This is a genomic window from Azotobacter salinestris (assembly GCF_009363155.1).
Classification (GTDB): domain Bacteria; phylum Pseudomonadota; class Gammaproteobacteria; order Pseudomonadales; family Pseudomonadaceae; genus Azotobacter; species Azotobacter salinestris.
The window spans coordinates 2006697-2033678 of the sequence record NZ_CP045302.1 but is presented as its reverse complement, the minus strand read 5'-3'; the positions used below and the strand labels follow the sequence as shown (position 1 = coordinate 2033678).

General features: G+C 68.3%; 28 protein-coding genes and 1 pseudogene. 11 read left to right on the top strand and 18 right to left on the bottom strand.

Annotated elements, in window-relative coordinates:
* The first annotated feature begins 15 nt into the window (after window positions 1-15).
* The 4 genes from GCU53_RS09530 (at window position 16) to GCU53_RS09515 (ending at window position 2369) form a co-directional block, all read left to right on the top strand.
* Window positions 16-1026 (top strand): class 1 fructose-bisphosphatase, encoded by a 1011-nt coding sequence (locus GCU53_RS09530; protein WP_152387404.1) that lies wholly within the window; start codon window positions 16-18, stop codon window positions 1024-1026.
* 151 nt (window positions 1027-1177) lie between these two features.
* Window positions 1178-1432 carry an outer membrane protein assembly factor BamE domain-containing protein gene (bamE, locus tag GCU53_RS09525; RefSeq protein WP_152387403.1) on the top strand — a complete coding sequence of 85 codons (255 nt, stop codon included), beginning with the start codon at window positions 1178-1180 and terminating at the stop codon, window positions 1430-1432.
* Window positions 1429-2007, top strand: coding sequence for a lipocalin family protein (locus GCU53_RS09520; protein ID WP_152387402.1), 579 nt, complete (start codon window positions 1429-1431; stop codon window positions 2005-2007). Before bamE ends, GCU53_RS09520 begins: the two co-directional genes overlap by 4 nt.
* Window positions 2008-2024: 17 nt before the next feature.
* Window positions 2025-2369, top strand: coding sequence for a cupin domain-containing protein (locus GCU53_RS09515; protein ID WP_152387401.1), 345 nt, complete (start codon window positions 2025-2027; stop codon window positions 2367-2369).
* Here GCU53_RS09515 and GCU53_RS09510 read toward each other — a convergent pair.
* From GCU53_RS09510 to GCU53_RS09500, 3 genes are all read right to left on the bottom strand, one after another.
* Window positions 2353-2802 carry a thioesterase family protein gene (locus GCU53_RS09510; protein ID WP_208845466.1) on the bottom strand — a complete coding sequence of 150 codons (450 nt, stop codon included), beginning with the start codon at window positions 2800-2802 and terminating at the stop codon, window positions 2353-2355. The two genes, GCU53_RS09515 and GCU53_RS09510, sit on opposite strands and share 17 nt — an antisense overlap.
* A 34-nt stretch (window positions 2803-2836) precedes the next feature.
* On the bottom strand, window positions 2837-3826 hold the full coding sequence (locus tag GCU53_RS09505) for a ketopantoate reductase family protein (protein WP_152387400.1): 990 nt from the start codon (window positions 3824-3826) through the stop codon (window positions 2837-2839).
* A gap of 95 nt (window positions 3827-3921) precedes the next feature.
* The gene (locus tag GCU53_RS09500; RefSeq protein ID WP_152387399.1) at window positions 3922-4530 is read right to left on the bottom strand and encodes a DUF2238 domain-containing protein; all 609 of its coding nucleotides are present in this window, start codon (window positions 4528-4530) and stop codon (window positions 3922-3924) included.
* A 265-nt stretch (window positions 4531-4795) separates the two neighbouring features.
* On the opposite strand from GCU53_RS09500, the gene pip reads away from it, so the two are divergent.
* Window positions 4796-5761 carry a prolyl aminopeptidase gene (pip, locus tag GCU53_RS09495; protein WP_152387398.1) on the top strand — a complete coding sequence of 322 codons (966 nt, stop codon included), beginning with the start codon at window positions 4796-4798 and terminating at the stop codon, window positions 5759-5761.
* The gene (dtd, locus tag GCU53_RS09490; protein WP_152387397.1) at window positions 5761-6198 is read left to right on the top strand and encodes a D-aminoacyl-tRNA deacylase; all 438 of its coding nucleotides are present in this window, start codon (window positions 5761-5763) and stop codon (window positions 6196-6198) included. The genes pip and dtd overlap by 1 nt, the downstream gene beginning before the upstream one ends.
* Here the strand turns inward: dtd and GCU53_RS09485 are convergent.
* The gene (locus GCU53_RS09485) at window positions 6161-6613 is read right to left on the bottom strand and encodes a UPF0158 family protein (RefSeq protein ID WP_152387396.1); all 453 of its coding nucleotides are present in this window, start codon (window positions 6611-6613) and stop codon (window positions 6161-6163) included. The genes dtd and GCU53_RS09485 overlap by 38 nt on opposite strands.
* 133 nt (window positions 6614-6746) lie before the next feature.
* Between GCU53_RS09485 and GCU53_RS26015 the strand changes: the two are divergent.
* The 5 genes and pseudogenes from GCU53_RS26015 to mdoH (GCU53_RS09460) all read left to right on the top strand — a co-directional run.
* Window positions 6747-6874, top strand: a pseudogene (locus tag GCU53_RS26015) (TerC family protein); the annotation flags it as partial.
* A gap of 250 nt (window positions 6875-7124) precedes the next feature.
* The gene (locus GCU53_RS09475; protein WP_280115872.1) at window positions 7125-8699 is read left to right on the top strand and encodes a glucan biosynthesis protein G; all 1575 of its coding nucleotides are present in this window, start codon (window positions 7125-7127) and stop codon (window positions 8697-8699) included.
* The gene (gene mdoH / locus GCU53_RS09470) at window positions 8692-11262 is read left to right on the top strand and encodes a glucans biosynthesis glucosyltransferase MdoH (RefSeq protein ID WP_152387395.1); all 2571 of its coding nucleotides are present in this window, start codon (window positions 8692-8694) and stop codon (window positions 11260-11262) included. The genes GCU53_RS09475 and mdoH (GCU53_RS09470) overlap by 8 nt, the downstream gene beginning before the upstream one ends.
* A gap of 322 nt (window positions 11263-11584) precedes the next feature.
* Window positions 11585-13138, top strand: a complete 1554-nt coding sequence (locus GCU53_RS09465; protein WP_152387394.1) for a glucan biosynthesis protein G — start codon at window positions 11585-11587, stop codon at window positions 13136-13138.
* Entirely contained in the window at window positions 13125-15719 is a 2595-nt protein-coding gene (mdoH, locus tag GCU53_RS09460) for a glucans biosynthesis glucosyltransferase MdoH (protein WP_152387393.1), read from the top strand. Before GCU53_RS09465 ends, mdoH (GCU53_RS09460) begins: the two co-directional genes overlap by 14 nt.
* Before the next feature lie 89 nt (window positions 15720-15808).
* On the opposite strand, the gene GCU53_RS09455 is transcribed toward mdoH (GCU53_RS09460), so the two are convergent.
* The 14 genes from GCU53_RS09455 to argS all read right to left on the bottom strand — a co-directional run bounded on the left by GCU53_RS09455 (window position 15809) and on the right by argS (window position 26939).
* Window positions 15809-16516 carry a 16S rRNA (uracil(1498)-N(3))-methyltransferase gene (locus GCU53_RS09455; protein ID WP_152387392.1) on the bottom strand — a complete coding sequence of 236 codons (708 nt, stop codon included), beginning with the start codon at window positions 16514-16516 and terminating at the stop codon, window positions 15809-15811.
* The gene (tatC, locus tag GCU53_RS09450) at window positions 16513-17277 is read right to left on the bottom strand and encodes a twin-arginine translocase subunit TatC (RefSeq protein WP_152387391.1); all 765 of its coding nucleotides are present in this window, start codon (window positions 17275-17277) and stop codon (window positions 16513-16515) included. Before tatC ends, GCU53_RS09455 begins: the two co-directional genes overlap by 4 nt.
* Entirely contained in the window at window positions 17274-17651 is a 378-nt protein-coding gene (tatB, locus tag GCU53_RS09445) for a Sec-independent protein translocase protein TatB (protein ID WP_152387390.1), read from the bottom strand. The genes tatC and tatB overlap by 4 nt, the downstream gene beginning before the upstream one ends.
* Before the next feature lie 2 nt (window positions 17652-17653).
* The gene (gene tatA / locus GCU53_RS09440) at window positions 17654-17887 is read right to left on the bottom strand and encodes a twin-arginine translocase TatA/TatE family subunit (protein ID WP_152387389.1); all 234 of its coding nucleotides are present in this window, start codon (window positions 17885-17887) and stop codon (window positions 17654-17656) included.
* A gap of 50 nt (window positions 17888-17937) precedes the next feature.
* Window positions 17938-18270 (bottom strand): phosphoribosyl-ATP diphosphatase, encoded by a 333-nt coding sequence (locus GCU53_RS09435; RefSeq protein WP_152387388.1) that lies wholly within the window; start codon window positions 18268-18270, stop codon window positions 17938-17940.
* A complete protein-coding gene (gene hisI, locus GCU53_RS09430) occupies window positions 18263-18664 on the bottom strand; it encodes a phosphoribosyl-AMP cyclohydrolase (protein WP_152387387.1) in 402 nt (133 codons plus the stop codon). Before hisI ends, GCU53_RS09435 begins: the two co-directional genes overlap by 8 nt.
* Before the next feature lie 40 nt (window positions 18665-18704).
* Window positions 18705-20324, bottom strand: coding sequence for a ubiquinone biosynthesis regulatory protein kinase UbiB (ubiB, locus tag GCU53_RS09425; protein WP_152387386.1), 1620 nt, complete (start codon window positions 20322-20324; stop codon window positions 18705-18707).
* Complete coding sequence (locus tag GCU53_RS09420) at window positions 20321-20944, bottom strand: ubiquinone biosynthesis accessory factor UbiJ (RefSeq protein WP_152387385.1); 624 nt, start codon at window positions 20942-20944, stop codon at window positions 20321-20323. Before GCU53_RS09420 ends, ubiB begins: the two co-directional genes overlap by 4 nt.
* Window positions 20944-21714, bottom strand: coding sequence for a bifunctional demethylmenaquinone methyltransferase/2-methoxy-6-polyprenyl-1,4-benzoquinol methylase UbiE (ubiE, locus tag GCU53_RS09415; RefSeq protein ID WP_152387384.1), 771 nt, complete (start codon window positions 21712-21714; stop codon window positions 20944-20946). The genes GCU53_RS09420 and ubiE overlap by 1 nt, the downstream gene beginning before the upstream one ends.
* Window positions 21715-21793: 79 nt before the next feature.
* Entirely contained in the window at window positions 21794-22168 is a 375-nt protein-coding gene (locus tag GCU53_RS09410; RefSeq protein ID WP_152387383.1) for a gamma-butyrobetaine hydroxylase family protein, read from the bottom strand.
* Window positions 22169-22306: 138 nt separating this feature from the next.
* Window positions 22307-23647: an HslU--HslV peptidase ATPase subunit gene (gene hslU / locus GCU53_RS09405; RefSeq protein WP_152387382.1), complete on the bottom strand. Its 1341-nt coding sequence runs from the start codon at window positions 23645-23647 to the stop codon at window positions 22307-22309.
* Window positions 23648-23746: 99 nt separating this feature from the next.
* Complete coding sequence (gene hslV / locus GCU53_RS09400) at window positions 23747-24274, bottom strand: ATP-dependent protease subunit HslV (protein WP_152387381.1); 528 nt, start codon at window positions 24272-24274, stop codon at window positions 23747-23749.
* A gap of 114 nt (window positions 24275-24388) precedes the next feature.
* Window positions 24389-25177: an SPOR domain-containing protein gene (locus GCU53_RS09395; protein WP_152387380.1), complete on the bottom strand. Its 789-nt coding sequence runs from the start codon at window positions 25175-25177 to the stop codon at window positions 24389-24391.
* A gap of 22 nt (window positions 25178-25199) precedes the next feature.
* Entirely contained in the window at window positions 25200-26939 is a 1740-nt protein-coding gene (gene argS / locus GCU53_RS09390; RefSeq protein ID WP_152387379.1) for an arginine--tRNA ligase, read from the bottom strand.
* Window positions 26940-26982 lie beyond the last annotated feature (43 nt).

Genomic DNA, 26982 nt, shown 5'->3' with positions numbered 1-26982 from the left:
CCGGAGCCATCTACAATGTCCCGCGTAACCCTGAGCCGCTACCTGATCGAGCAGACTCGCAGTCACAACACCCCGGCCGACCTGCGCTTCCTCATCGAGGTGGTGGCGCGTGCCTGCAAGGAAATCAGTCATGCGGTGTCCAAGGGCGCGCTGGGCGGGGTGCTCGGCAGCATGGGCACCGAGAACGTGCAGGGCGAGGTGCAGAAGAAGCTCGACGTGATGTCCAACGAGATCCTGCTGGAGGCCAACGAGTGGGGCGGCCACCTGGCCGGCATGGCCTCCGAGGAGATGGACGCCGCCTACCAGATCCCCGGCAAGTACCCGAAGGGCGCCTACCTGCTGGTGTTCGACCCGCTGGACGGCTCCAGCAACATCGACGTCAACGTCTCGGTGGGCACCATCTTCTCGGTGCTGCGCTGCCCGGACCAGTACCTGAGCCAGAACGACAGCCTCAACGAGCAGGCCTTCCTCCAGCCGGGCACCAGGCAGGTGGCCGCCGGCTACGCCATCTACGGCCCGCAGACCATGCTCATGCTGACCCTCGGCAACGGCGTCAAGGGCTTCACCCTCGACCGCGAGCTGGGCAGCTTCGTGCTCACCCACGACAACCTGCGCGTGCCGGAAACCACCGCCGAGTTCGCCATCAACATGTCCAACCAGCGCCACTGGGAGCCGCCGGTCAAGCGCTATGTGGACGAACTGCTGGCCGGCAAGACCGGCCCGCTGGACAAGAACTACAACATGCGCTGGATCGCCTCCATGGTGGCCGATGTGCACCGCATCCTCACCCGCGGCGGCATCTTCATGTACCCGCGCGACGCCCGCGAGCCGGAGAAGCCCGGCAAGCTGCGCCTGATGTACGAGGCCAACCCGATGTCCTTCATCATCGAGCAGGCCGGCGGCGCCGCCACCAACGGCACCCAGCGCATCCTCGACATCCAGCCCGAGTCCCTGCACCAGCGGGTCGCGGTGTTCCTCGGCTCGAAGGAAGAGGTCGAGCGCATCACCGGCTATCATCAGGAGTGATCCCTGCCGCTGCCGCCTCCACCGGGCGGCAGCGCCGCGACTGTGGCCGGATCGGCATTTCCCGCCGGCTCCGGCTTCCACGAGACTCCGATGCCACCTGGGGCGTTATCATGTCAGGCTTGTCGCTTCTCCCTTGCCAGGATGTCCATCGATGTCGCCTCGCTTCGCCCTGCTGTCCCTCTGTCTCCTGCTGGCTGCCTGCAACGACAGGCTCAACCAGGAGAACTATTCCCGGCTCAAGCCCGGCATGACCCGTCCCGAGGTCGAGCAGCTGCTCGGCAAACCCGCCGAGTGCTCCGGGGCGCTCGGTTTCTCCAGCTGCACCTGGGGCGATCAGCAGAAATTCATCAGCATCCAGTTCGGCGGCGACAAGGTGCTGCTGTTCTCGGGGCAGGGCCTGCGGTGAGGCGGGCCGGGCCGTGGCGTGCGCTCGGCCTGGCCGGACTCGGCCTGCTGCTCGGCGGCTGCGCCTACTGGGGGCGGGAGCCGCCGGCTACCGCCGGCGCGGTGGACCTCGAACGCTACCAGGGCACCTGGTACGAGCTGGCGCGTCTGCCGGTGCCGTTCCAGAGCCGCTGCCGTCAGGCAGAAGCCCATTATCGACTGCTGTCCCCCGACGTTCTGGCCGTGCTCAACCGCTGCCGAACGGCCGCCGGCGAATGGCTGGAGGCCAGCGGCACGGCCCGGCCGCTGCAGCGGGGCCGCACCGACCGGCTCTGGGTGCGCTTCCACAACGTCTTCGGCTACGGTTTTCCGGTCCTGGCCGAGGGCGACTACTGGGTGCTGCACGTCGACCCGGACTACCGCCTGGCCCTGGTCGGCAGCCCCGACCGCGAATTCCTCTGGATACTCTCCCGCGACACCACCATCGCCCCGCAGGACCGCGAGCGCCTGCTCAAGCTGGCCCGCGAGCGGGGCTACCATCTCGAGCTGCTGATCTGGCGGCCCGAAGACCCGGCGGCGCCGGCCGCCGCTCCCTGACACTGCCAGGAGTCTCCATGCCGTCCCTTCCCAACCTCTTCCGGCCGCTGCCCGACGCCTCGGCGGGCGAGCGCTTCGACGACCTGCTCAGCCTGCCCGGTTGCCGGGTCGAGCGCATCGTCTCCCGGGGCCAGGCCAGCCCGCCGGGCTTCTGGTACGACCAGGACTGGGACGAGTGGGTGCTGCTCCTGGCCGGCAGCGCGGTGCTGCGCCTGGAAAGCCGGCCCCGGCCGATCGCTCTGGCGGTGGGCGATCACCTGCTGATTCCGGCCGGCGAGCGCCACCGCGTCGAGGCCACCGATCCGGCCGGCCCGACGGTCTGGCTGGCGGTGCATGCGAAGGGCGCTACGACAGCCGGTTGACCTCCGGAAAACGCGCGGCGAAGGCCTCGGGGATCGGCACCACCGTGCCGGCGCCATAGTCGAAGAACACGAAGCCGTACTTGGCCAGTGCCAGCAGGGCGTCGTCGGCCGGGCGGCTGACGCGGAACACGATGTCGCCGCCGTAGCGGTTGAAGTCCGCCAGCCCCACCTCGAACAGCAGCCGGTCGCGGGCGTGGGCCTCGGCCTTGTAGAGGGTGGCGAGGTCGGTGACGATGATGCCGGGGCCCTCGGTTTCGGCGCCACTGTCGTCGATGCCGTGGGCGAACAGAAAGCGCGAGCGCGCTTCGGAGAGCATCGAGACCAGCGCGTCGTTGCCCAGATGGCGGGCGCCGTTGACGTCGCTGGTGCGCACGCTCATCTCGGTGCGGTAGAGGAAGGCATGCTCGGGGATTTCCAGGTGCAGTCTGGCCATGAAGTGCTCTCGGGCTTGTAATGAGGGTTCGAATCTAGCAGGGGCGTCCCCGGCCGCTGCAGAAGCGCGCCAGGGCAATGATCTCGCGGCTGCGTGGCAGCGGAATGTCCAGCCTGGCGGCCAGTTCGAGCACTGCGTCGCCGATCGCCGCCAGCTCCAGCGGGCGTCCCCGCACATGGTCCTGCAGCATCGAGGTGCGCACCGCGCCCATGGCCGCGCCGCGCTCGAGAAAGCCCGGCGGGTCGAGCTCCAGCCGTGCGCCGTAGGCGGCGGCGACCAGCAGCCCCTCGTGCAGCAGGTCGCAGACCAGCGCGTGCAGCTCGGGGCTGGTATAGACCTCCTCCAGGGTGGCGCCGCTGATCACCGACAGCGGGTTGGAGCTGAGGTTGGCGATGATCTTGGTCCACAGCGCGTCGCGGATGCGCTCGCTCGCGCGGGCCTCGATGCCGGCCGCCTCGACCAGCGCGCACAGGCGTTCCAGGCGCTGGCTCGGACGGTTGTCCGGCTCGCCGAAGACCATCCGCAAGGGGTTGGTGGTCAGCGCCACGCCGGGGGCCGGCGATTCGGCGGTGATGAAGGCCACGCAGCCGATCAGGCGCGGCGGGGCCAGGCGCGCGGCGAGCCGTCCGCCGGGATCGACCGTCTCGACGTGCTGCCCGGCGAAGCGTCCGCCTTCGCCCAGGAAGTACCACCAGGGCACGCCGTTGACCACCGGCACCACCAGGGTGTCGGCGCCGAGCATGGGCTCGATGGCCGGCAGCAGTGCCGGCAGGTCGTGGGCCTTGGTGCAGAGAAACAGGAGATCCTGCTCGCCGAGCTCCGCCCCCCGGTTGCTGGCCGTCACTGCCGCGCGGTGATGGCCCTGCCAGTCGGTCAGGCGCACGCCGTCGCGGCGCAGCGCCTCCAGGGTCGCGCCGCGGGCCAGCAGGCTGACGGCCCGGCCGCTGCAGGCCAGGCGCGCGGCCAGGGTGCAGCCGATGGCGCCGGCGCCGGCGATGCCGATGCGTGGGAAAGAGGCTTCCATGTTCCTCCTGTGGCGACGGCGCTGCCCGGAGCGACGCCATGAGTCCGCCTTGCCTCAAGCGTAGCCGCCAGCGGCGCCGGGGGAGAAGCCCGGCTTCAGGCTATCGTGCCCCGGCTTCGCCCGAACAGCCGACGCAGCCTCAGGGCGCCGACCGCCCCCAGCGTGGCCAGCGCCGAATCCTTCTGGGCGTCCCACTCGTCTCCCTGGGTGCCGAGGAAGGCCGTGCCCAGTTCCGGGCTGACGATCAGCGTCGCGAGCATTTCCAGCTGTTCGTAGAGGCTGCTCATGGCCATCACCAGGCACAGGGTCAGGCCATCCAGCCAGAACCCGCGCAGGCCGGCGCGGCGCTCCAGCAGCTCGCGCAGCGGGCAGGCCAGCAGCAGGCCGAAGGCGAGGTGCACCAGCCGGTCGTAATGGTTGCGGCCCAGCCTGAAGGTGTCGCGCAGCCAGTTGCCGAGGGGCGTTTCCATGTAGGTGTAGTGGGCGCCGTAGAGGTGCAGGGCGAGGAACAGGGCGAACAGCCAGTAGGCGCCCGGAGAAAAGGCGAAGCGCCGGTGGGTCGCCAACAGCAGGCCGCCGAAGAAGAACACCAGCAGGTTCTCTAGCAGCCAGTCCGCGCGGCTCAGAGGATCGATGGCCGCCCACAGCCAGACCGGAGCGAGCAGGCCGAACATCGGGTACAGCTGGCGCGGGGGCATGCTCATCGAATCGCTCCGTCCAGGTCAGCCTGGACAGCCAGGTGGCGGTACTCACCGCGGGCTTCCCCCGCGCGGCCGGCGGGGCGACGGGCCGCTCCTTCCGCGTGGGCGGCGGCATTGGCGCTGCGTCCGGGAGGGGTGCGGCAACCTGCAAAAAAGCGCAGCGGCAGGCGGAAAATTCGCCTGATCGGACGCATGCCCCCGGCTCTTTTCGAGGCTATGATGCCGGCTAACCCGGGACGGATGGTCCTGTTCAGCCTTGGAGCAGAGCATGCAAACCTTGTATCCAGAGATCAAACCCTACGCCCGTCACCAACTGGCCGTGGACCATCCCCATGAACTGTACGTGGACGAGAGCGGATCGCCAGACGGCCTGCCGGTGGTGTTCGTCCACGGCGGGCCGGGGGCGGGCTGCGACAGCATGAGCCGGCGCTTCTTCGATCCCAACCTGTACCGCATCGTCACCTTCGACCAGCGCGGCTGCGGGCGCTCGACGCCTCATGCGAGCCTGGAGAACAACACCACCTGGGATCTGGTGGCGGACATGGAGCGCATCCGCGAGCACCTGGGCATCGAACAGTGGGTGCTGTTCGGCGGCTCCTGGGGCTCGACCCTGGCGCTGGCCTATGCCCAGACCCATCCGGAGCGGGTGAAGGCGCTGATCCTGCGCGGCATCTTCCTGTGCCGCCCGCAGGACTTCCACTGGTTCTACCAGGAGGGCGCCAGCCGGCTGTTCCCGGACTACTGGCAGGACTATCTGGCGCCGATCCCGGTGGAGGAGCGCGACAACCTGATGCAGGCCTACTACAAGCGCCTCACCGGAACCGACGAGATCGCCAAGATGCACGCGGCCAAGGCCTGGTCGGCCTGGGAGGGGCGCACCGCCACCCTGCGGCCGAACCCGGACGTGGTCGAGCGCTTCCACGAGCATGCCCTGTCCATCGCCCGCATCGAGTGTCACTACTTCGTCAACGATGCCTTCCTCGAGCCCGACCAGTTGCTGCGCGACATGCCGAAGATCGCCCACCTGCCGGGGGTGATCGTGCATGGCCGCTACGACGTGGTCTGTCCGCTGGACAATGCCTGGGAGCTGCACCATGCCTGGCCGAACAGCCAGCTGCAGATCATCCGCGATGCCGGGCACGCGGCCGGCGAGCCGGGCATCGCCGATGCCTTGGTGCACGCCACCGACGCGCTCGCCAAGCGCCTGCTCGGCGTGCCGCCCGAGGAGGCCTGATGAAGGCGCTGATCCAGCGGGTCGCCACGGCCCGGGTGACAGTCGCGGGCGAGGAGGTCGGCGCCATCGGCCAGGGCCTGCTGGCGCTGGTCGGCATCGAGCCGCAGGACGACCGGGACAGCGTCGGGCGGATGCTGCACCGGCTGCTCAACTACCGGGTGTTCGCCGACGCCGAGGGGCGCATGAACCTGTCCCTGAGCCAGGTCGGCGGCGGCCTGCTGCTGGTCTCGCAGTTCACCCTCGCCGCCGATACCGGAAGCGGGCTGCGTCCGAGCTTCTCCAGCGCCGCGCCGCCGGCGCAGGGCCAGGCGCTGTTCGAGGCGCTGCTGGCGCTGGCCCGCGAGCGCCATCCGCAGGTCGCCAGCGGGCGCTTCGGCGCCCACATGCAGGTCGAGCTGGTCAACGACGGCCCAGTGACCTTCCTGCTCGAGGCCTGAGGTCGCTCGCCGGCTCCAGGCCGTTGTCCTCCAGCCACTCCAGGGCGTACTCGCGCAGCCGCCGCTGGCGGTAGAGGTGCCAGGCCTCGCGCATCCGCGGGAAGTGCTCCAGTCCGTAGTCGAAGGTACGCAGCGGCCGGCGCCCGCTCAAGGCGCGGCTGAGCAGCGGGTGCGCGTGCGGGTCCGGCTGGGTGTAGAGGAAGTCCTCGCGCATGGCCAGGCTCTTGGCGCCGGGCAGGGGCTCGATGGGCAGGTAGCGCTCGGGTTGCACGTCGTACTTCTCGGTGCTGCCCGGAATCGGCGCCTCGGGACCGACTGTGAGGATCTCGCCGGTATCCAGGTCCAGGTAGTGATCGACGGCTTCGTCGCCTTCCAGGGCATTTTCCAGTCGTTGCAGGTCGATGGTCAGAAGCATGGCGATCTCCGGCTGAGGGGGACGAGGCCCCAGCTTAACGGTTGCCGGGCCGGGTGCGGCAAGGCCCGACGGGCGGCCACGCCGGCCTCTGTCGATAGTCGCAGGCATGAGGCCGGGCGCTGTTGGAGGACAGGGCCTGCGCGTCCCGTACTTCGCCCTCGCCGCGATGATCCAACGCTTCGGCTACAGCAAGTACGCGCTGGTGCTGGTGTTCATCGGTGGACGCTCTTCCTGGTCGGCATCGTCGGCAAGCTGCCGGCCTGAATCTCACGGGCGGTGACCCTCGGGCTGCGGCTCGGCGGGGGCTGTTTTCCATGGGAGGACGACCCGCCGACGCGGTATCGGAATGGTGCCTCTCCAGGGCGCCTGGGTTTCGCGTTCGCCTGCCGGGCAGACAAGCGGTTGCAGCGAAGCGGAACTCACCTCTTGGCACCCTGGTCCCACTCCCTGGTGTCCGGTGCTGTCCTGGCAGGCAGCATCTTCGTTCTTGTATTGGATAACAGGAGGATTCGTGGCTTTTCGCGCTGTTCTATCTGCATCACGCAACCACTGTTTGCATGGCCTGCTGTTGGCCGGGGCTCTCATCCTGACGCTGGAGCCCGCCCCGGCCTGGGCCTTCGGCTTCGACGACGTGGCCGAGAGGGCGAAGGGCCTGGCCGCGGAAAAGTTCGTCGCTCCCGCCAGCAACCTGCCCGCCGAGTTCGGCGAGATGAAGTTTGCCGACTACCAGCAGATCCGTTTCCGCGAGGACAAGGCCTACTGGTCGGACAGGAAGACGCCCTTCAAGCTGAGCTTCTACCACCAGGGCATGCACTTCAACACGCCGGTGAAGATCAACGAAATCGCCGGCAACCGGGTCGCGGAAATCCCCTATGACCCCACACGCTTCGACTTCGGCACCCTGAAGTTCGATCGCAACGCCACTCAGAATCTCGGCTACGCCGGCTTCCGCGTGCTCTATCCGATCAACGGTGCGGGCAAGCGCGACGAGATCACCACCTTCCTCGGCGCCAGCTATTTCCGGGTGGTCGGCAAGGGCCAGGCCTACGGCCTGTCCGCCCGTGGCCTGGCGATCGACACGGCGCAGCCTTCGGGCGAGGAGTTCCCGCGCTTTCGCGAGTTCTGGATCGAGCAGCCGAAGCCGCAGGACAAGCACCTGACGATCTTCGCCCTGCTCGACTCGCCACGCGCCACCGGTGCCTACCGCTTCGTGCTGCACCCGGGCCGCGACGCCGTGGTCGACGTCCAGTCCCGGCTGTTCCTGCGCGACAAGGTCGGCAAGCTGGGCCTGGCGCCGCTGACCAGCATGTTCCTGTTCGGCGGCAACCAGCCTCCGGCGCAGCCCAACTACCGTCCGGAACTGCACGACTCCAGCGGTCTGCAGATCCATGCCGGCAACGACGAATGGATCTGGCGCCCGCTGAACAATCCGAAGCACCTCTCGGTGAGCAGCTACAGCGTGGAGAACCCGAAGGGCTTTGGCCTGCTGCAGCGCGGCCGCGAATTCTCGCGCTACGAGGATCTGGACGACCGCTACGACCTGCGCCCGAGCGCCTGGGTCGAGCCGCAGGGCGACTGGGGCAATGGCAGCGTGGAGCTGGTCGAGATCCCTACCCCGGACGAGACCAACGACAACATCGTCGCCTTCTGGAGTCCGGCCAGCCAGCCGGAGCCGGGCCAGCCGCTGGACCTGAGCTACCGCCTGCACTGGACCCGCGACGAGCCGGGGCTGCACGACCGGGATTCGGCCTGGGTCGAGCAGACCCTGCGCGCGGCGGGCGACGTGAAGCAGAAGAACCTGATCCGCCAGCCGGACGGCAGCACGGCGCTCGTGGTCGACTTCGAGGGGCCGGCGCTGAAGGGTCTGCCGCCGGATGCGCCGCTCGCTCCACAGATCGGCGTCGACGGCAACGCCGAGGTGAAGGAGAACAGCCTGCGCTACAACCCGGCCACCAAGGGCTGGCGCCTGATGCTGCGGGTCAGTGTCAAGGACCCGAAGAAGCCGACGGAGATGCGCGTCGCGCTGGTCAACGGCAAGAAAACCCTCACCGAAACCTGGAGCTACCAGTTGCCCGCCAATGAATAATCCGACGCCCACCGAAGCTCTGCTGGCCGAATATCTCGAACATCTGCCGCTCGATGCGCGGGAGCGCGAAGGCCTGGCCGAGGCCGGCTCGCTCGCCGAACTGCACCGGCGGCTTGCCGGGGAAGCTCCGGCAGAGGCCGGCGATCCCGCCCTGGCCTCGGCCGCCCGGCGCCTGGCGCTGGGTGGCCGCGGCGAGCCGGACGAGGCCGGCTCGCCAGGCAGGGATACCTGTGGCCGTCCCTGCCTGGAGGCGGCTCCGCCGATCCGGCGCACCCGGGTCATCCCCGAGCCCTGGCGTACCAACCTGCTGGTGCGCGCCTGGCGCCGGCTCACCGGCCGCCGGAGCCCGCCCAGGGCGACCCGCGACCTGCCGAAGGCGCACTGGCAGCGGGTCGGCTCGCGGCGCCGGCTCATCCTGCTGCTGCTGATGCTGGGCCAGACCAGTGTGGCCACCTGGTACATGAAGGACATCCTGCCCTATCAGGGCTGGGCCTTCGTCGATCTCGCGGAGATCAGCCGGCAGAGCTGGCAGCAGAGCCTGCAGCAGGTCTTGCCGTATGTCCTCCAGTTCGGCGTGCTGTCGCTCTTCACCGTCCTCTTCTGCTGGGTCTCGGCCGGCTTCTGGACGGCCCTGATGGGCTTCTGGGAGCTGCTCACCGGACGCGACCGCTACCGCATCTCCGGCAGCAGCGTGAGCGACGACGAGCCGATCGCCGCCGAAGCGCGCACGGCCATCGTCATGCCGATCTGCAACGAGGACGTGGCGCGGGTGTTCGCCGGCCTGCGGGCGACCTACGAGTCGCTGGCCGCCAGCGGCGAACTGGAGCGCTTCGATTTCTTCGTCCTCAGCGACAGCGGCTCGGCGGACATCGCCGCCGCCGAGCAGCAGGCCTGGCTCGAGCTGTGCCGCGAGACCGGCGGCTTCGGGCGCATCTTCTACCGCCGCCGGCGGCGCCGGGTGAAGCGCAAGAGCGGCAACATCGACGACTTCTGCCGGCGCTGGGGCAGCCAGTACCGCTACATGGTGGTGATGGACGCCGACAGCGTGATGAGCGGCGAGTGCCTGACCAAGCTGGTGCGGCTGATGGAGGCCAACCCCGGGGCCGGGATCATCCAGACCGCGCCCAAGGCTTCGGGCATGGACACCCTCTACGCACGCATGCAGCAGTTCGCCACCCGCGTCTACGGCCCGCTGTTCACGGCCGGCCTGCACTTCTGGCAGCTCGGCGAGTCGCACTACTGGGGGCACAACGCGATCATCCGCATCAAGCCGTTCATCGAGCACTGCGCGCTGGCGCCGCTGTCGGGCAAGGGGGCGTTCGCCGGGGCGATCCTTTCCCACGACTTCGTCGAGGCGGCGCTGATGCGCCGCGCCGGCTGGGGCGTGTGGATCGCCTACGACCTGCCGGGCAGCTACGAGGAGCTGCCGCCGAACCTGCTCGACGAGCTCAAGCGCGACCGTCGCTGGTGTCACGGCAACCTGATGAACTTCCGCCTGTTTCTGGTCAAGGGCATGCATCCGGTACACCGCGCGGTGTTCCTCACCGGGGTGATGTCCTACCTGTCGGCACCGCTGTGGTTCGCCTTCCTGGTGCTCTCCACCGCCCTGCTGGCGGTGCATCAGTTGATGGAGCCGCAGTATTTCATGGCGCCAAGGCAGCTCTTTCCGATCTGGCCGCAATGGCACCCGGAACGCGCCATCGCGCTGTTCTCCACCACCCTGACCCTGCTGTTCCTGCCCAAGCTGCTCAGCGTGATCCTGGTCTGGGCGAAGGGGGCCAGGGCCTATGGGGGCGCGTTCAAGGTGGCCCTGAGCATGCTGCTGGAGATGTGCTTCTCGATGCTGGTGGCGCCGGTACGCATGCTTTTTCACACCCGCTTCGTATTCGCCGCCTTCCTCGGCCGGTCGGTGCAATGGAAGTCGCCACAGCGCGACGACGATGCCACTACCTGGGGCGAGGCGTTGCGCCGGCACGGCGGGCAGACCCTGCTCGGCATCGCCTGGGCGCTGCTGGTGGCCTGGCTGAACCCCCGCTTCCTCTGGTGGCTGTCACCCATCCTGGGCTCGCTGATACTGTCCATCCCGGTGTCGGTGGTCACCAGCTGGGTCAAATGGGGGGCATGCGCACGTCATGGGAGGCTGTTCCTCATTCCAGAGGAGTACGACATGCCACGGGAACTGCGCGCTACCGACGCGTACAGCCGAGAGAATCGGCGGCAAGCACTCCAGGACGGTTTCATCCGGGCCGCCGTCGATCCGCAGCTCAACGCCCTGGCCTGCGCCATGGGCACGGCGCGGCACGGCACCGCCCAGGCGATCGAGACGCGGCGCCGCGAGCGTGTGGAGCAGGCGCTGGCAGCCGGGCCGCAAGGGCTCGATGGCGAAACGCGTCTGGCCTTGCTGAGCGACCCGGTGGCCCTGTCGCGCCTGCACCTGCAGCTGTGGGAGGAGGGCCGGGAGAACTGGCTGGCGCCATGGCGGCATGCTCGGAGTGCCCGGTGCCGCCGCCACGCGACCGACGAGGCCACGCCGGAGGCCGCTGGAGTGCTGCTGGCGAGGTAGGGGGAGGGGCGCACCCATGACGCCGTTGCCGCGCGCCGGGCGTGAGCGGCGCCGTGGCCGGGAGCCGAGTGTTGTACCCTGGCAACCCTGCAAAATGCCGACGGCGACTGTCCTGCTCGGCCGGGTTGCCGCTCGTCCCCCTTTCCGGGGATTTTTGAAGGATTTGGATAAAAATAGCTAACCATATGAATGCAAAGGAAAATTTGCCTATTTGCGGCTTTCCGCGCCTTCCGGATTTTCTCTATTTTTTTCAATAGGTTAGAGTTGCCGACCGACAACTCCCGTCCATCCCCACCTTTCAGCCATGCCCGAGCCTTGCGCAATGACGTCGATGATCGCTTCATGCCGCGGCCTGCTGCTGGCCGGTTCCGCCATCCTGGCGCTGGGCGCCGCCCCGGCCTGGGGCTTCGGCTTCGACGAGGTGGCCGAGCGGGCGAAGCGCCTGGCCCGCGAACCCTATGCCGCCTCCGTCGGCAACCTGCCGGCCGAGCTCGCCGGCATGACCTTCGCCGATCACCAGCAGATCCGCCTCCGTCCCGAGAAGGCCTACTGGGCCGGTGAGCAGACCCGCTTCAAGCTGGGCTTCCACCACCAGGGCATGCACTTCGCCATGCCGGTGCGCATCAACGAGGTGGTGGACGGTATCGCCAGGGAAATCGCCTATGATCCCTCGCGCTTCGATTTCGGCTCCCTGCACATCGATCCCGGGGCGATCGAGCGGCTCGGCTACGCCGGCTTTCGCGTGCTCTATCCGATCAATCAGGCGGACAAGCGGGACGAGATCGCCAGTTTTCTCGGCGCCAGCTATTTCCGGGTGGTCGGCCAGGGCCAGGTGTTCGGCCTGTCCGCCCGCGGCCTGGCGCTCGACACCGCACTACCTTCCGGCGAGGAGTTCCCGCAATTTCGCGAGTTCTGGATCGAGCGGCCGGAGCCCCATGATCAGCATCTGACCATCTTCGCCCTGCTCGACTCGCCACGGGCCACCGGCGCCTACCACATCGTCCTGCATCCGGGACAGGATACCCGGATGGACATCAAGGCCCGGCTCTATCTGCGCGGGCCGGTCGGCCGGCTGGGCCTGGCGCCGCTGACCAGCATGTTTCTGTTCGGCGACAACCAGCCGTCGCCTCAACTCAACTTCCGCCCGCAGATCCACGACTCGAGCGGCCTCTTGATCCATGACGGCAATGGCGACTGGATCTGGCGCCCGCTGCAGAACCCGCGCCAGCTGTCGGTGACCCCCTACCACCTGGAGGACCCCAGAGGTTTCGGCCTGCTGCAGCGCAGCCGCGAGTTCTCCGACTACGAAGACCTGGATGATCGCTACGATCTGCGTCCGAGCGCCTGGGTCGAGCCGCTGGGCCAGTGGGGACAGGGCAGCGTGGAGCTGGTGGAGATCCCCAGCGCGGACGAGACCAACGACAACATCGTCGCCTTCTGGCGGCCGCAGGTCATGCCCGTGTCGGGCCAGCCGCTGGACTTCGCCTACCGCCTGCACTGGACCCGGAACGAGGCGGCGCTGTATCCCGGCGGCTCGGCCTGGGTCAGGCAGACGCTGCGCTCGCGGGGGGAGTTCCGCCAGCGCAACCTGGTCCGCCAGGCCGACGGCAGCACGCTGCTGCTGGTGGATTTCGAGGGGCCGGCGCTGCAGGCGCTGGCTCCGGACACGCCGCTCGCCAGCCAGGTCAGCGTCGACCACAACGGCGAGCTGCTGGAGAACAGCCTACGCTATCACCCGGCCATTCGTGGCTGGCGCCTTACCCTGCGTTTGAAGATCAAGGACCCACAGCGGCCGGTGGAGATGTACGCCGCACTGGTCAAGGGCGACCGACGCCTGACCGAAATCTGGAGTTACCAGTTGCATGCCAAAGAATAATCCGACCTTCCCCCAGGCTCCGCTGGACGACTACCTGCGGCATCTGCCGCTGGCCGCGACAGAGCGCGAGCAAATGACCGATGCCGGCTCGTTCGTCGAACTGCACCGGCGTCTGGCAGGGGATGCCCGGGCGGGGGCCGGCGATGCCGTCCTGGCCTCGGCCTCCCGGCGCCTGGCCGGGGGCTACGGCGACGAGCTGGCCGGGGGGCTCGCCACCGATGCCGCTGGGCATGCCCGCCTGGCCGCCGCACCGCCGATCCGCCGCACACCGGTCATCCCCGAGCCCTGGGGCTGCAATCCGCTGCTGCGTCTCTGGCGCCGGCTCACCGGCCGCCGCAATTCGCCGCCGCCGAGGCACGATCTGCCGCCGGCGAGCTGGCAGCGGGTCGCCTCGCTGCGCCGGTTGATCCTGCTGCTGCTGATGCTGGGACCGACCGCCCTGGCCACCTGGTACATGAGGGATATCCTGCCCTGCTGTGACTGGTCTTTCTCGACACTCGCCCAGCTCGTTGAGGGTGTCCCACCCAGCCCCTGGCACAGCCTGGGCACGGCGCTGCCCTATCTGCTCGAGGGCAGCGTGCTCGGCCTCTTCGCGCTGCTCTTCGGCTGGGTGTCCGCCGGTTTCTGGACCGCGGTGATGGGGTTCTGGGAGCTGCTGCGCGGACGCGAGCGCCAGCACATCTCCGCCGCTGGCCTGCAGGCCGAGCCGATACCCGCCGAGGTGCGCACGGCCATCGTCATGCCGATCTGCAACGAGGACGTGGCGCGGGCTTTCGCCGGCCTGCGGGCGACCTACGAGTCGCTGGCCGCCGGCAGCGAGCTGGGGCGCTTCGACTTCTTCATCCTCAGCGACAGCGGCTCGGCCGACATCGCCGCCGCCGAGCAGCAGGCCTGGCTCGAGCTGTGCCGCGAGACCGGCGGCTTCGGGCGCATCTTCTACCGCCGGCGCCGCCGTCGGGTGAAGCGCAAGAGCGGCAACATCGACGACTTCTGCCGGCGCTGGGGCAGCCAGTACCGCTACATGGTGGTGATGGACGCCGACAGCGTGATGAGCGGCGAGTGCCTGACCACCCTGGTGCGACTGATGGAGGCCAATCCCGAGGCCGGGATCATCCAGACCGCGCCCAGGGCCTCGGGCCGCGACACCCTCTATGCGCGCATGCAGCAATTCGCCACCCGCGTCTACGGCCCGCTGCTGACCGCCGGCATGCATTTCTGGCAGCTCGGCGAGTCGCACTACTGGGGGCACAACGCGATCATCCGCGTCAAGCCGTTCATCGAGCACTGCGCCCTGGCGCCGCTGCCCGGACGTGGGGTGTTCGCCGGGGCGATCCTCTCCCACGACTTCGTCGAGGCGGCCCTGATGCGCCGCGCCGGCTGGGGCGTGTGGGTCGCCCACGACCTGCCGGGCAGCTACGAGGAGCTGCCGCCGAATCTGATCGACGAGCTCAAGCGCGACCGCCGCTGGTGCCATGGCAACCTGATGAACTTCCGCCTGTTTCTGGTCCGTGGCATACATCCGGTACACCGCGCGGTGTTCCTCACCGGGGTGATGTCCTACCTGTCGGCACCGCTGTGGTTCGCCTTTCTGCTGCTCTCCACCGCGCTGATGGCCGCGCATCAACTGCTGATGCCCCAGGATGTCGCCAGTGCATCGGGGCCGTTTCCAGCCTGGATGCCCTGGTATCCCCGGGAGGCGATGCTGCTGTTCTACAGCACCCTGACCATGCTGGTGCTGCCCAAGCTGCTCAGTCTGGTGCTGGTCTGGGTCAAGGGGGCCGGCCCCTATGGCGGAGCGATCCGGGTGACCCTGAGCGTGCTGCTGGAGATGTGCTGCTCGATCCTGCTGACGCCGGTGCGGATGTTCTTCCACAGCTGCTTCGTGATCGGTGCCTTTCTCGGCCGCTCGGTGCAGTGGAAGTCGCCGCGCCGCGACGACGGCTCCACCTCCTGGGGCGAGGCGCTGCGCCGGCATGGGGTGCAGACCCTGCTCGGCGTCGTCTGGGCCTTGCTGGTGGCCTGGCTGAATCCGCACTTCCTCTGGTGGCTGGCGCCGATCGTCGGGGCCCTGACGCTCTCTATTCCGGTGTCGGTGCTCTCCAGTCGGGTCGATCTGGGCCGGCACCTGCGCGCGCTGAAGCTGTTCCTCATCCCCGAGGAGCACGATGCGCCGCCCGAACTGCGCGCCACCGAGCGCTATACCCGTGAGAACCGCCGGCGCGCGTTGGGCGGCGCCTTCGTCCGGGCAGTGGTCGATCCGCTGGGCAATGCCCTGGCCTGCGCCATGGCCACCGCGCGCCATGGCCGTTCGCTGGCGGTCGAGCGGCTGCGCGCGGAGCGCGTGACCCATGCCCTGGCCGTCGGCCCCGAGCGGCTCGACGACCGGGCGCGATTGGCTCTGCTCAGCGATCCGGTGGCCCTGGCGCGCCTGCACCTGCAGCTCTGGGAGGAGGGCTGGGAGAACTGGCTGGCGCCCTGGCGGCGCTCCCTGGGCGGGCTGTACCGCAGCAGCGGTCGCTCCCAGCCTGCCCCGAGCAGCCAGGCGAAGCCGGCGGCCGACGGGGTGCTGCTGGCCGGGTAGGGCGGCGGGCGCTCATGCGCCCGCCACGCCCTGTCGTCGAGGGGGCGTGAGGCAGGTGCCCGCAAGGCGGCAGGGGCGGCGACGTGCGCTCAGAACAGGCGCGCAAGCAGCGCGGTCACCGCAGTCTCCACGCGCAGGATGCGCTCGCCCAGTTGCACTGGGGCGAGACCGGCGGCCTGCAGCTTGTCCACCTCGTAGGGAATCCAGCCGCCTTCCGGGCCGATGGCCAGGGTCACCGGCCGGTCGACGGCGCGCGGGCAGGGCGGGAAGTCGCCGGGATGGCCGAGCAGGCCGAGGCTGCCGGCGGCGAGCTGCGGCAGGCGATCCTCGACGAAGGGCTTGAAGCGCTTTTCGATCAGCACTTCCGGCAGCACGGTGTCACGCGCCTGTTCCAGGCCGAGGATCAACTGCTCGCGGATCGCCGCGGGTTCGAGGAAGGGGGTCTGCCAGAAGCTCTTCTCCACCCGGTAGCTGTTGAGCAGCACCAGGCGCGGCACGCCCATGGCGGCGACCGTCTGCAGCACGCGCTTGAGCATCTTCGGCCGAGGCAGGGCGAGCAGCAGGGTCAGCGGCAGCTTGGCCGGCGGTGCCCGGTCGAAGGCCACCTGCAGCTCGGCGAGCCCGGCCTCCAGGCGCAGCAGGCGGCCCTCGCCCATCGCCCTGCCCACATGGCCGACCCGCAGGCTGTCGCCGGCTTCGGCGCGATGCACTTCCTGCAGGTGGCGCAGGCGGCGGTCGCGCAGGATCACCCGGTCGGCGGCGACGAAGTCGGCGTCGTCGAGCAGCAGCAGGTTCACGGGTGCGACTGGCCGTTGGCTCCGGCCGACTCCTGGCGGCGGATGCGGGCGCCGCAGAATACCCCGACCTCGAACAGCAGCCACATGGGCACGGCGAGCAGGGTCTGGGAGAAGATGTCCGGCGGGGTGAGGATCATGCCGATCACGAAGCTGGCGACGATCACGTACGGGCGGCTCCGGCGCAGGCTTTCCACGTCGACGATGCCCACCCAGATCAGCAGGAAAGTCGCCACCGGCACCTCGAAGGCCACGCCGAAGGCGAAGAACAGGGTGAGGACGAAGTCCAGGTACTGGCCGATGTCGGTCATCATCGCCACGCCTTCGGGGGTCACGCTGGCGAAGAAGCCGAACATGATCGGGAAGACCACGAAGTAGGCGAAGGCCATGCCGGCATAGAAGAGCAGCACGCTGGAGGCCATCAGCGGCACGGCGATGCGTTTCTCGTGCTGGTACAGCCCCGGCGCGATGAAGCCCCAGATCTGGTAGAGGACCACCGGCATGGCGAGAAACAGCGACACCATCAGGGTCAGCTTGAACGGCGCGAGGAACGGCGAGGCCACGCCGGTGGCGATCATGGTCGCGCCTTCCGGCAGGTAGGCGCGCAGGGGCGCCGAGACCAGGGCGTAGATGTCCTGGGCGAAGTAGAAGAGTGCGGCGAAGATCAGCAGCACTGCCGCCACGCTGCGCAGCAGGCGCGAGCGCAGCTCGGTCAGGTGCGCGACCAGGGGCATGTCCTGATCGCTGTCCGGTCGGGCTGTCATGGGCTGGGCGTCTTGTCGGGGTTGGCGGCAGGCGGCTCGGTGCTGGTCGCAGGGGCAGACTGAGAGGGCAGGGCAGGGCTGGTCGGGTCCTTGTCCGGCGCACTTGGCGCAGCGGCGGCCGGCTGCTGGCTCTGCTTCATCTCCCGTTCGCGCTCGCGCTCCAGCTCGAGAATCCGCTCGTTATGCAGCTGGCGGCGGATCTCGTCGGCGCCGATCTCGCGCTCGACCTCCGTCTTGAGCGCATTGAAGCTGCCTTTCAGGCGGCCGATCCACAGCCCGGCCATGCGCGCGGCGATCGGCAGGCGCTCGGGACCGAGCACCAGCAGGGCGATCAGGCCGACCAGCAGGAGTTCGCTGAAGCCGATGTCGAACATGCTCAGTCTTTCCTGGCCGGTTCCTCGACCTTGCGTGACTGCGCTTCGATGGTATGGCCCTTGTGCTCCTCCACCGGAGGCGTCTTGTTCTCCTCGCTATCCATCGACTTGCGGAAGCCCTTGATGGCATCGCCCAGATCCGAGCCCAGGCTCTTCAGGCGCTTGGTGCCGAACAGCATGACGACGATGAGCAGAACGATCAGAAGTTGCCAGATGCTGATGCCGCCGAAACCCATGGTGGTTCACTCCGTAAAAACATGAAGGGGTTGCTGTGTCCTGGCCGTGCTCAGGACTTCGGGCGGGCGGCCTTTTCCGCATGCCCGGACAGGCCGAAGCGCCGCTCCAGTTCGTCGAGCACCGCCTGGGGATGTTGGCCGAGGGCGGCGAGCATGACCAGGCTGTGGAACCAGAGGTCGGCCGTTTCGTGGATCAGGTCGCTGTAGTCGCCGCTGGCCGCGGCGTCCTTGGCGGCGAGGATGGTTTCCACCGATTCCTCGCCGACCTTTTCCAGAATCTTGTTCAGACCCTTGTGATACAGGCTGGCCACGTAGGAGCTTTCCGGGGCGGCGTTCTTGCGCGCCTCGAGCACTTCGGCCAGCTGGTTGAGGGTGTCACTCATGACGGTGTCCTGCGTGGTAGATGGCGTCGGGGTCCTTGAGGATCGGATCGACGACCCTCCAGGCGCCGTCTTCGAAAACGCGGTAGAAGCAGCTTTCGCGGCCGGTGTGGCAGGCGATGCCGCCGAGCTGCTCGACCTGCAGGACGATCACGTCGGCGTCGCAGTCCAGGCGCAGTTCATGCACTTTCTGCACATGGCCCGATTCCTCGCCCTTGCGCCAAAGCTTACCACGCGAGCGTGACCAGTAGATGGCACGATTTTCCCGGGCGGTCAGGGCCAGGGACTCGCGGTTCATCCAGGCCATCATCAGGATGCGCCCGGTCTTGTAGTCTTGGGCGATGGCCGGCACCAGGCCATCGGCGTTCCAGTGAATCTCGTCCAACCAGTCTTGCATATCCACTCCGTTGCGACGCGCGGGCGTCGCGACAACCGGGTCAGTCGGGGAAGCGCCGGCGGCGTACCAGCAGGTAGAGGCCGCTGGCGAGCATCAGCCAGCTCGGCCAGGCGTTCACGGCCATTGGCTGCGTCTGTAGGGCGAGCAGCACGCCGCCGGCCAGCAGGGCGGCACCGAGCAGGCGCAGGAGATGGTGGTCGTGCCGTTCGCGCTCCCGCGGCGCCCTGTCCCACGCCGGACGGGCCAGTCCTTCCAGCGCTTCGCGGGTGATGTGCGCCAGATGCGGCAGCTGCTCGATCTGGCCCTGCAGGTTGCCGAGCACGGCCTTCGGGCTCATGCGCTTGCGCATCCAGCGCTCGAGATAGGGCTTGGCGGTGGTCCACAGGTCCAGCTCCGGGTAGAGCTGGCGGCCGAGCCCCTCGATGTTGAGCAGGGTCTTCTGCAGCAGCACCAGCTGCGGCTGGACCTCCATGTTGAAGCGCCGGGCGGTCTGGAACAGGCGCAGCAGCAACTGGCCGAAGGATATGTCCTTCAGGGGTTTCTCGAAGATCGGCTCGCAGACGGTGCGGATCGCCGCCTCGAACTCGTTGACCTTGGTCTGCGCCGGGACCCAGCCGGAGTCGATGTGCAGCTGCGCGACCTTGCGGTAGTCGCGCTTGAAGAAGGCCATCAGGTTGCGCGCCAGGTAGTCCTGGTCCTCCGGCGTCAGGCTGCCGACGATGCCGCAGTCGATGGCGATGTATTGCGGGTCCCAGGGCTGGCGGGTGCTGACGAAAATGTTGCCGGGGTGCATGTCGGCGTGGAAGAAGCTGTCGCGGAACACCTGGGTGAAGAAGATCTCCACGCCGCGTTCGGCGAGCAGCTTGAGGTCGGTGCCCTGGTCGACGAGGGCGGCCAGGTCGGTCACCGGCACGCCGTAGATGCGCTCCATCACAAGCACCTTGGGCCGGCACCAGTCCCAGTAGATCTGCGGAACGTAGAGCAGCGGCGAGTCCTCGAAGTTGCGCTTGAGCTGGCTGGCGTTGGCCGCCTCGCGGAGCAGGTCGAGCTCGTCGTAGATGGTCTTCTCGTAGTCGCTGACCACATCCACCAGATGCAGGCGACGGGCCTCGGTGGAGGCCCGCTCGGCCAGCCGGGCGAACAGGTAGAGCCAGGCCAGGTCCTGGCGGATCACCGCCTTGAGCCCGGGGCGGACCACCTTGACCACCACCTCCTCGCCGGTCTTCAGCCGTGCCGCATGCACTTGGGCGACCGAGGCCGAGGCCAGCGGCTCGCTGTCGAAGCGGGCGAACACCTCGTCGACCTTGGCGCCGAGCTGTTCCTCGATCAGCGCCACGGACTGCTGCGGATTGAAAGGAGGTACGCGGTCCTGCAGCCAGACCAGCTCGTCGGCGATATCCTCCGGCAGCAGGTCGCGTCGGGTCGAGAGGATCTGTCCGAACTTGATGAAGATCGGCCCGAGATCCTGCAGGGCCAGGCGCAGCCGGACCGCACGCGGCAGCTCGCTGTGCCTGCGCGGGAACCAGCGCCAGGGCAGGAGGTAGCCCAGCGCGCGCAGCCACCAGGGCAGCAGCAGCTGGTCGAACAGCAGGTCGTCGAGGCGATAGCGGACGACGACGCTTTGGATGCGCAGCAGACGGCGGACGGCGAGGAGCTTCATGCGTTATCGCTGGGTTCCTGTGGGTGGGCGAGGCGGGCGATGCGCGCCTCGAGGCGGTCCATGGCCAGCCGGAGGTCGTCGACCTCGGCGAAGCGGGCCTCGGCTTCGTGGCGACCGACCAGGGTGCGTGCTTCCTCGCCGAGATAGTCGGCCAGATCCTGGCGCAGTCTGGCCAGACTCCGACCGCCCCAGCGCGTGGCATGCTGCAGGCTGCCGGCGAACACCTGGGTGGCCACCGGGCCGAGCCAGCGCGACACCTCGTACTCCCAGTCCAGCTCCAGATCCTGGAGGATCTCGGCGAGCGCCAGCAGGCTGGCGCTGTCGCCCTCCAGGCTGACCTCGGGGCTGTGCAGGATGGCGGTCTTCCGCCGGCTGGCGACCAGGCGCAGCAGGCTTTCGGCAGGGGCGTGCAGGGTGCAGTCGGCCTCGCCCTGCCAGTGGCTCGCCAGGCGCAGGCCGTCGGCGTTCGGCAGGATATGGAAGCGCAGCTCGGGGGCCGTGCAGTGCACGGCGAGCACGCTGCCGGCCAGCCGGGCCAGGCGCGGCAGGGCGGTGCCGTCCAGGCGCAGCAGGCGGTTGAGTCCGTGTTCCGCGCCAGCGAGCAGGGCCGTGCCGATCATCAGGGCTTGAGGCCGCGGTGCAGGGCGACGATGCCGCCGGTCATGTTGTGATAGGTGACGCGCTCGAAGCCGGCGTCGACCATCATGCCCTTCAGGGTCTCCTGATTCGGGTGCATGCGGATCGACTCGGCCAGGTAGCGGTAGCTGTCGGCGTCGTTGGTGATCAGCTTGCCGGCCAGCGGCATGAAGGCGAAGGAGTAGGCATCGTAGGCCTTGCCGAGCAGGGCGTTGGCCGGTTTGGAGAACTCCAGCACCAGCAGGCGGCCGCCCGGCTTCAGTACCCGCAGCATGGAGCGCAGGGCGTCTTCCTTGTGGGTGACGTTGCGTAGACCGAAGGCGATGGTGACCACGTCGAAGTGGTTGTCGGGGAACGGCAGCTTCTCGGCGTCGGCCTGGACGAAGCGCAGGTTGCCGGCCACGCCCTTGTCGAGCAGGCGGTCGCGGCCGACCTTGAGCATGGAGTCGTTGATGTCGGCCAGCACCACCTCGCCGGTCTCGCCGACCAGACGGGAGAACTGCCCGGCGAGGTCGCCGGTGCCGCCGGCGATGTCCAGCACCCGGTTGCCCCGGCGCACGCCGGACAGCTCGATGGTGAAGCGCTTCCAGAGCCGGTGCAGGCCGCCGGAGAGCACGTCGTTCATCAGGTCGTACTTGGCCGCCACCGAATGGAACACCTCGGCGACCTTCCGTGCCTTCTGGCTTTCCGGGACGTTCTGGTAGCCGAAGTGGGTGATGGGTTCGGACTCGTGGCTCTTGCGCGGATCGTTCATGTCGCTGGCACCGGAAAAATGTGCCGGACATTCTAATGCTGGCGGTCGGGTTTGTCTTGCCAGGGCACCTGTGGCTCGCTCAGGGCATCAGGCGGACCACCGACTCGTGGGGATCGCGGGACTTGCCGGCGCGCTCCAGTTCGGCCAGGTAGTCGGTCCACAGGCGGTCGCGGTCGTGGGCCAACTGGTAGAGGTAGTCCCAGCTGTAGAGGCCGCTGTCGTGGCCGTCGTCGAAGGTCAGCTTGAGGGCGTACTGGCCGACCGGCTCCACACCGGTCAATCCGACGCCGAGCTTGCCGTGTTGCAGCACGGGATGGCCGTGGCCCCGCACTTCCGCCGAGGGCGAGTGCACGCGGAGGAATTCGGCATCGAGGCAGTACTGTTCGTCGGGACCGTAGTGCAGCTCGAGAGTTTTCGAGGCCTTGTGCAGCTTGATGGCAGTCGGTATGTGCATCGTCGGGGCTCCGCGTGAGGAGGCGGGTCGTAGGGGGGGGGTAGCGGCGGCGCCTTACCCACCGCCATAGGGGCCCGATGGAAAACGCTGGGCGGTTTCCCACGGGGTGGCCATCCGCCCTGCGGCTACAGCGTCCGCTCAGAGGATATAGCGCGACAGGTCCTCGTCCTGGGCCAGTTCGCCGAGGTGGCTGTTGACATAGGCGGCGTCGATCACGATCGGCCGACCGCTATGATCGGCGGCCAAATCGGCGGCGCTGAAGGAAACCTCCTCGAGCAGGCGTTCGAGCAGGGTGTGCAGGCGCCGGGCGCCGATGTTCTCGGTCTTCTCGTTGACCTGCCAGGCGATTTCGGCGATGCGCTTGATGCCATCCGCGGTGAACTCGATGTCCAGCCCTTCGGTCTTCAGCAGTTCGCTGTACTGTTCGGTCAGCGAGGCGTGCGGCTCGGTGAGGATGCGTTCGAAGTCCTCCGGGCTCAGCGCCTTGAGTTCGACGCGGATCGGCAGGCGGCCCTGCAGTTCCGGCACCAGGTCGCTGGGCTTGGCCAGGTGGAAGGCGCCGGAGGCGATGAACAGGATGTGGTCGGTCTTGACCATGCCCAGCTTGGTGTTCACCGTGCAGCCCTCGATCAGCGGCAGCAGGTCGCGCTGCACGCCCTCGCGGGAGACGTCGGCGCCGCCGACATTGGCGCGCTTGGCCACCTTGTCGATCTCGTCGATGAAGACGATGCCGTTCTGCTCCACCGCCTCCAGGGCGCGGGCCTTCAGCTCCTCCTCGTTGACCAGGCGTGCCGCCTCCTCGTCGCGGACCAGCTTGAGCGCATCCTTGACCTTCAGCTTGTGGGTCTTCTTGCGGCCCTTGCCCATGCTGGAGAACAGGTTCTGCAGCTGGCTGGTCATTTCCTCCATGCCGGGTGGGGCCATGATTTCCACGCCGCTGGGCGCTTCGGCGATCTCGATATCGATTTCCTTGTCGTCCAACTGACCCTCGCGCAGGCGCTTGCGGAACAGCTGGCGGGTGTTCGAGTCCTCGCGCGTCACCTGCTCGTCGCCGAAGCCCTGGCGTGCCGGCGGCAGCAGGGCGTCGAGAATGCGGTCCTCGGCGGCGTCCTCGGCGCGGTAGCGCACCCGCTGGATCTCCTGCTCGCGCATCATCTTCACCGCCGCGTCGGCCAGGTCGCGGACGATGGATTCCACGTCGCGGCCGACATAGCCCACCTCGGTGAACTTGGTCGCCTCCACCTTGATGAACGGAGCGTTCGCCAGGCGTGCCAGGCGGCGGGCGATCTCGGTCTTGCCGACGCCGGTCGGGCCGATCATCAGGATGTTCTTCGGCGTCACCTCGGCGCGCAGCTCGGCCGGCAGCTGCATGCGCCGCCAGCGGTTGCGCAGGGCGATGGCGACGGCGCGCTTGGCGTCGTCCTGGCCGACGATGTGGCGGTTGAGTTCGTGGACGATTTCGCGGGGCGTCATGGACATGGGTAAGACTCGCTTCATGCGGTGGGGCGTCGGGTCTGGGACCCTCCGCCGCGGCGTTCTGTTCGCCGGTCGCGGATCTGCGGCCGGTTGCGCTGGGCCTCAGTCGAGGTCCAGCTCCTCGATGGTCAGGTTCTGATTGGTGAAGACGCAGATGCTGCCGGCAATGTTCAGCGCGGTTTCGGCAACCTCGCGGGCCGACAGGCCGGTATGCAGCAGCAGCGCCTTCGCCGCGGCCTGCGCGTAGGGGCCGCCGGAGCCCATGGCGATCAGGCTTTCCTCGGGTTCGACCACGTCGCCGTTGCCGGTGATGATCAGCGAGGCGTCCTTGTTGGCCACCGCCAGCATGGCCTCCAGGCGGCTCAGCGAGCGATCGGTGCGCCAGTCCTTGGCCAGCTCGACGGCAGCGCGGACCAGATGGCCCTGGTGTTTTTCCAGTTGACCCTCGAAGCGCTCGAAGAGGGTGAAGGCATCCGCAGTGGCACCGGCGAAGCCGGCCAGCACCTGGCCGTGATAGAGGCGGCGGACTTTCCTCGCGTTGCCCTTCATCACGGTGTTGCCGAGGGAAACCTGGCCGTCGCCGCCCATGACGACTTTGCCTTGGCGGCGGACTGAAACGATGGTGGTCAAGGGAGTGTCTCCACGCTGCGGGGCGAAAATGCCCGAGTGGAACCTATATGGGGCAGGGGCGGGAGAATTTCAACGAGGAAGGCGGCAGGCCTTGGCAGGCGGCCTGCCGGAAGCTCAGTGTGTCTGGCGCTGCTGGGGCATCAGGTTGCGAAAGCCGTCGCCGGCCAGTTGCTTCTGTGCCTGCTCCAGCTGCTGGCGGTTGCCGAAGGGGCCGGCTACCACGCGGTGCCAGGTCTCGCCGCGCACGGTGCCGACCTCGACGCGCACGCTCTGGCCGAGCAGGGCGATGCGCGCCTTGGCATCCTCCGCATCGGCCTTGCTGCGGAACGAGCCGGCCTGCAGGTAGTAATGGGTGGTCGGCGCAGGCTTGGCCAGGGCCGGTGGCTTGGCGGTGACGGCGGGAGGCGTGCGGCCGTTGAGCAGGGCTTCTGCTCGTGCGGCGTCCTGGGCTGGCGTCGGCGTCGGCGTCGGCGTCGGCGTCGGCTTTGGCTGCTGCGGCGGTGTAGCCGGACGCAGGGGTGGCGCTTGCGTTTGTGCCGTCTGCTGCGTCGGCGGCAGCGTCTGCGGCGGCTGTTGTGCCGGCTGGGCCGGCGCTTGCTCCGGCGGCTTCTGCGGCTGTGCCTGTACCTGCTGCTGCGCGGTCGGCGGCACCACGACTTCCGACTCGGGCAGCAGGGTATAGAAGTCGTACTTGGGCTTGCTCGGCTGCTGTTGCATCGCCTTGGCCGGTTGCTCGGCGGTGTCGCGCTTGATGGCATTGCTGCCGGGTTCGAGCTTGGTCAGAAACATCGCGAAGCCGCCGACGGCCAGGCCGCAGGAGAGCCAGAGCCAACCCGGCACCTCCCGCTTGCGCGGGGGCGGGGTGCGGCTGGCGCCACGCTTGGGGGCATTGTTCTTTGCCATGCTGATGGGTAAGTCCCTTTACTTACATGCGTTCCAGGGTTTCCAGGCCGAGCAGTTCCAGGCCCTGCCGGAGGGTGCGGCCGGTCAGTGCGGCCAGCAGCAGGCGGCTCTGCTGGCGGGCCGGCGTGCCGGCGGCGAGGATCGGACAGTTCTCGTAGAAGCTGGAGAACAGTCCGGCCAGGTCATAAAGATAGGCGCAGAGCAGGTGCGGCAGGCCCTTCTCGGCGACATTGCCGAGCACCTCGCCGAACTGCGCCAGCCGGGCGGCCAGCGCCTGCTCCGGTGCGGCCTCGAGGACGATGCCGCCGCCGATCTCGTCGATGCCCTTGCCCAGTTTGCGGAACACGCTGGCCACGCGGGTGTAGGCATAGAGCAGGTACGGCGCGGTGTTGCCCTCGAAGCTCAGCATCAGTTCGAAGTTGAAGCTGTAGTCGCTGGTGCGGTGCTTGGACAGGTCGGCGTACTTCACCGCACCGATGCCCACGGCGCGAGCGATGGTGCGCAGTTCTTCCTCGGGCAGCTCCGGATTCTTGCCCTTGACCAGGGTGTAGGCGCGCTGCTCGGCTTCGTCGAGCAGGTCGATCAGCTTCACCGTGCCGCCGTCGCGGGTCTTGAAGGGGCGACCGTCGGCGCCGTTCATGGTGCCGAAGCCCATGTGCTCGAGCTCCATGCCCGCGCGCACGAAGCCGGCGCGGCGCGCCACCGCGAAGGCCATCTGGAAGTGCAGGGCCTGGCGCTGGTCGACGAAGTAGAGCACGCGATCGGCCTCGAGCACCTGGCTGCGGTAGCGCATTGCGGCGAGGTCGGTGGTGGCGTAGAGATAGCCGCCGCCGGCCTTCTGCACGATCACCGGCAGCGGGTTGCCTTCGGCATTCTTGAACTCGTCGAGGAACACACACTGGGCGCCCTCGCTCTCGGTCAGCAGGCCCTTGTCGCGCAGGGCCTGGACGATGCCCGGCAGCTCGTCGTTGTAGGCGCTCTCGCCGCGGATGTCATCGGTGCTCAGGCGCACGCCGAGGCGTTCGTAGACTTCCTGGCAGTGGGACAGGGAGACCTCGTTGAAGCGTTGCCACAGGCGCAGGCACTCCGGGTCGCCGGCCTGCAGCTTGACCACCAGTTCGCGGGCGCGGTCGGCGAAAGCTTCGGAGTCGTCGAAGCGCTTCTTCGAGGCGCGGTAGAACTGCTCGAGGTCGGCCAGCTCGCTCTCGGCCGAGGCCGGGTTTTCCTCCAGGTGGGCCAGCAGCATGCCGAACTGGGTACCCCAGTCGCCGACGTGGTTCTGCCGGATCACGCTATCGCCGAGGAATTCCAGCACCCGCGCCACGGCATCGCCGATGATGGTCGAGCGCAGGTGGCCAACATGCATCTCCTTGGCCAGGTTGGGCGAGGACAGATCGACCACCACCCGCTGCAGGTCGCCGTGCTTGCGCACGCCGAGGCGCTCGTCGGTCAGTGCGGCCTCCAGGCGCAGGGCCAGGGCGTCGCTGTTCTGGAAGAAGTTGAGAAAGCCGGGACCGGCGATTTCCACCTTGCTGATCGAGGCGTTGGCCGGCAGCGCGGCGACCAGCTTCTCGGCCAGCTCGCGCGGCTTCAGGCCGGCCGGCTTGGCCAGCATCATGGCGATGTTGCTGGCGAAGTCGCCGTGGCTCTTGTCCTTGGTGTTTTCCACCTGGATCGCCGGCGCCAGGCCCGCGGGGAGCACGCCGTCATCGGTCAGGCGGGTCAGGGCTTGCTGGATCAGCTGGCGAATCGTGTCTTTCATGGTCTGCTCTTGGCCACGGAGGGGCAGTGCACCGGGAAGGCGG

Bases quoted from the DNA above. Each gene is read 5' to 3' on its own strand.
- GCU53_RS09530 (WP_152387404.1), top strand. From the start codon at position 16: ATGTCCCGCGTAACCCTGAGCCGCTACCTGATCGAGCAGACTCGCAGT.
- bamE (WP_152387403.1), top strand. From the start codon at position 1,178: ATGTCGCCTCGCTTCGCCCTGCTGTCCCTCTGTCTCCTGCTGGCTGCC.
- GCU53_RS09515 (WP_152387401.1), top strand. From the start codon at position 2,025: ATGCCGTCCCTTCCCAACCTCTTCCGGCCGCTGCCCGACGCCTCGGCG.
- GCU53_RS09510 (WP_208845466.1), bottom strand. From the start codon at position 2,802: ATGGCCAGACTGCACCTGGAAATCCCCGAGCATGCCTTCCTCTACCGC.
- GCU53_RS09505 (WP_152387400.1), bottom strand. From the start codon at position 3,826: ATGGAAGCCTCTTTCCCACGCATCGGCATCGCCGGCGCCGGCGCCATC.
- GCU53_RS09500 (WP_152387399.1), bottom strand. From the start codon at position 4,530: ATGAGCATGCCCCCGCGCCAGCTGTACCCGATGTTCGGCCTGCTCGCT.
- pip (WP_152387398.1), top strand. From the start codon at position 4,796: ATGCAAACCTTGTATCCAGAGATCAAACCCTACGCCCGTCACCAACTG.
- dtd (WP_152387397.1), top strand. From the start codon at position 5,761: ATGAAGGCGCTGATCCAGCGGGTCGCCACGGCCCGGGTGACAGTCGCG.
- GCU53_RS09485 (WP_152387396.1), bottom strand. From the start codon at position 6,613: ATGCTTCTGACCATCGACCTGCAACGACTGGAAAATGCCCTGGAAGGC.
- mdoH (WP_152387395.1), top strand. From the start codon at position 8,692: ATGAATAATCCGACGCCCACCGAAGCTCTGCTGGCCGAATATCTCGAA.
- GCU53_RS09465 (WP_152387394.1), top strand. From the start codon at position 11,585: ATGACGTCGATGATCGCTTCATGCCGCGGCCTGCTGCTGGCCGGTTCC.
- mdoH (WP_152387393.1), top strand. From the start codon at position 13,125: ATGCCAAAGAATAATCCGACCTTCCCCCAGGCTCCGCTGGACGACTAC.
- tatC (WP_152387391.1), bottom strand. From the start codon at position 17,277: ATGACAGCCCGACCGGACAGCGATCAGGACATGCCCCTGGTCGCGCAC.
- tatB (WP_152387390.1), bottom strand. From the start codon at position 17,651: ATGTTCGACATCGGCTTCAGCGAACTCCTGCTGGTCGGCCTGATCGCC.
- tatA (WP_152387389.1), bottom strand. From the start codon at position 17,887: ATGGGTTTCGGCGGCATCAGCATCTGGCAACTTCTGATCGTTCTGCTC.
- GCU53_RS09435 (WP_152387388.1), bottom strand. From the start codon at position 18,270: ATGAGTGACACCCTCAACCAGCTGGCCGAAGTGCTCGAGGCGCGCAAG.
- hisI (WP_152387387.1), bottom strand. From the start codon at position 18,664: ATGCAAGACTGGTTGGACGAGATTCACTGGAACGCCGATGGCCTGGTG.
- ubiB (WP_152387386.1), bottom strand. From the start codon at position 20,324: ATGAAGCTCCTCGCCGTCCGCCGTCTGCTGCGCATCCAAAGCGTCGTC.
- GCU53_RS09420 (WP_152387385.1), bottom strand. From the start codon at position 20,944: ATGATCGGCACGGCCCTGCTCGCTGGCGCGGAACACGGACTCAACCGC.
- ubiE (WP_152387384.1), bottom strand. From the start codon at position 21,714: ATGAACGATCCGCGCAAGAGCCACGAGTCCGAACCCATCACCCACTTC.
- GCU53_RS09410 (WP_152387383.1), bottom strand. From the start codon at position 22,168: ATGCACATACCGACTGCCATCAAGCTGCACAAGGCCTCGAAAACTCTC.
- hslU (WP_152387382.1), bottom strand. From the start codon at position 23,647: ATGTCCATGACGCCCCGCGAAATCGTCCACGAACTCAACCGCCACATC.
- GCU53_RS09395 (WP_152387380.1), bottom strand. From the start codon at position 25,177: ATGGCAAAGAACAATGCCCCCAAGCGTGGCGCCAGCCGCACCCCGCCC.
- argS (WP_152387379.1), bottom strand. From the start codon at position 26,939: ATGAAAGACACGATTCGCCAGCTGATCCAGCAAGCCCTGACCCGCCTG.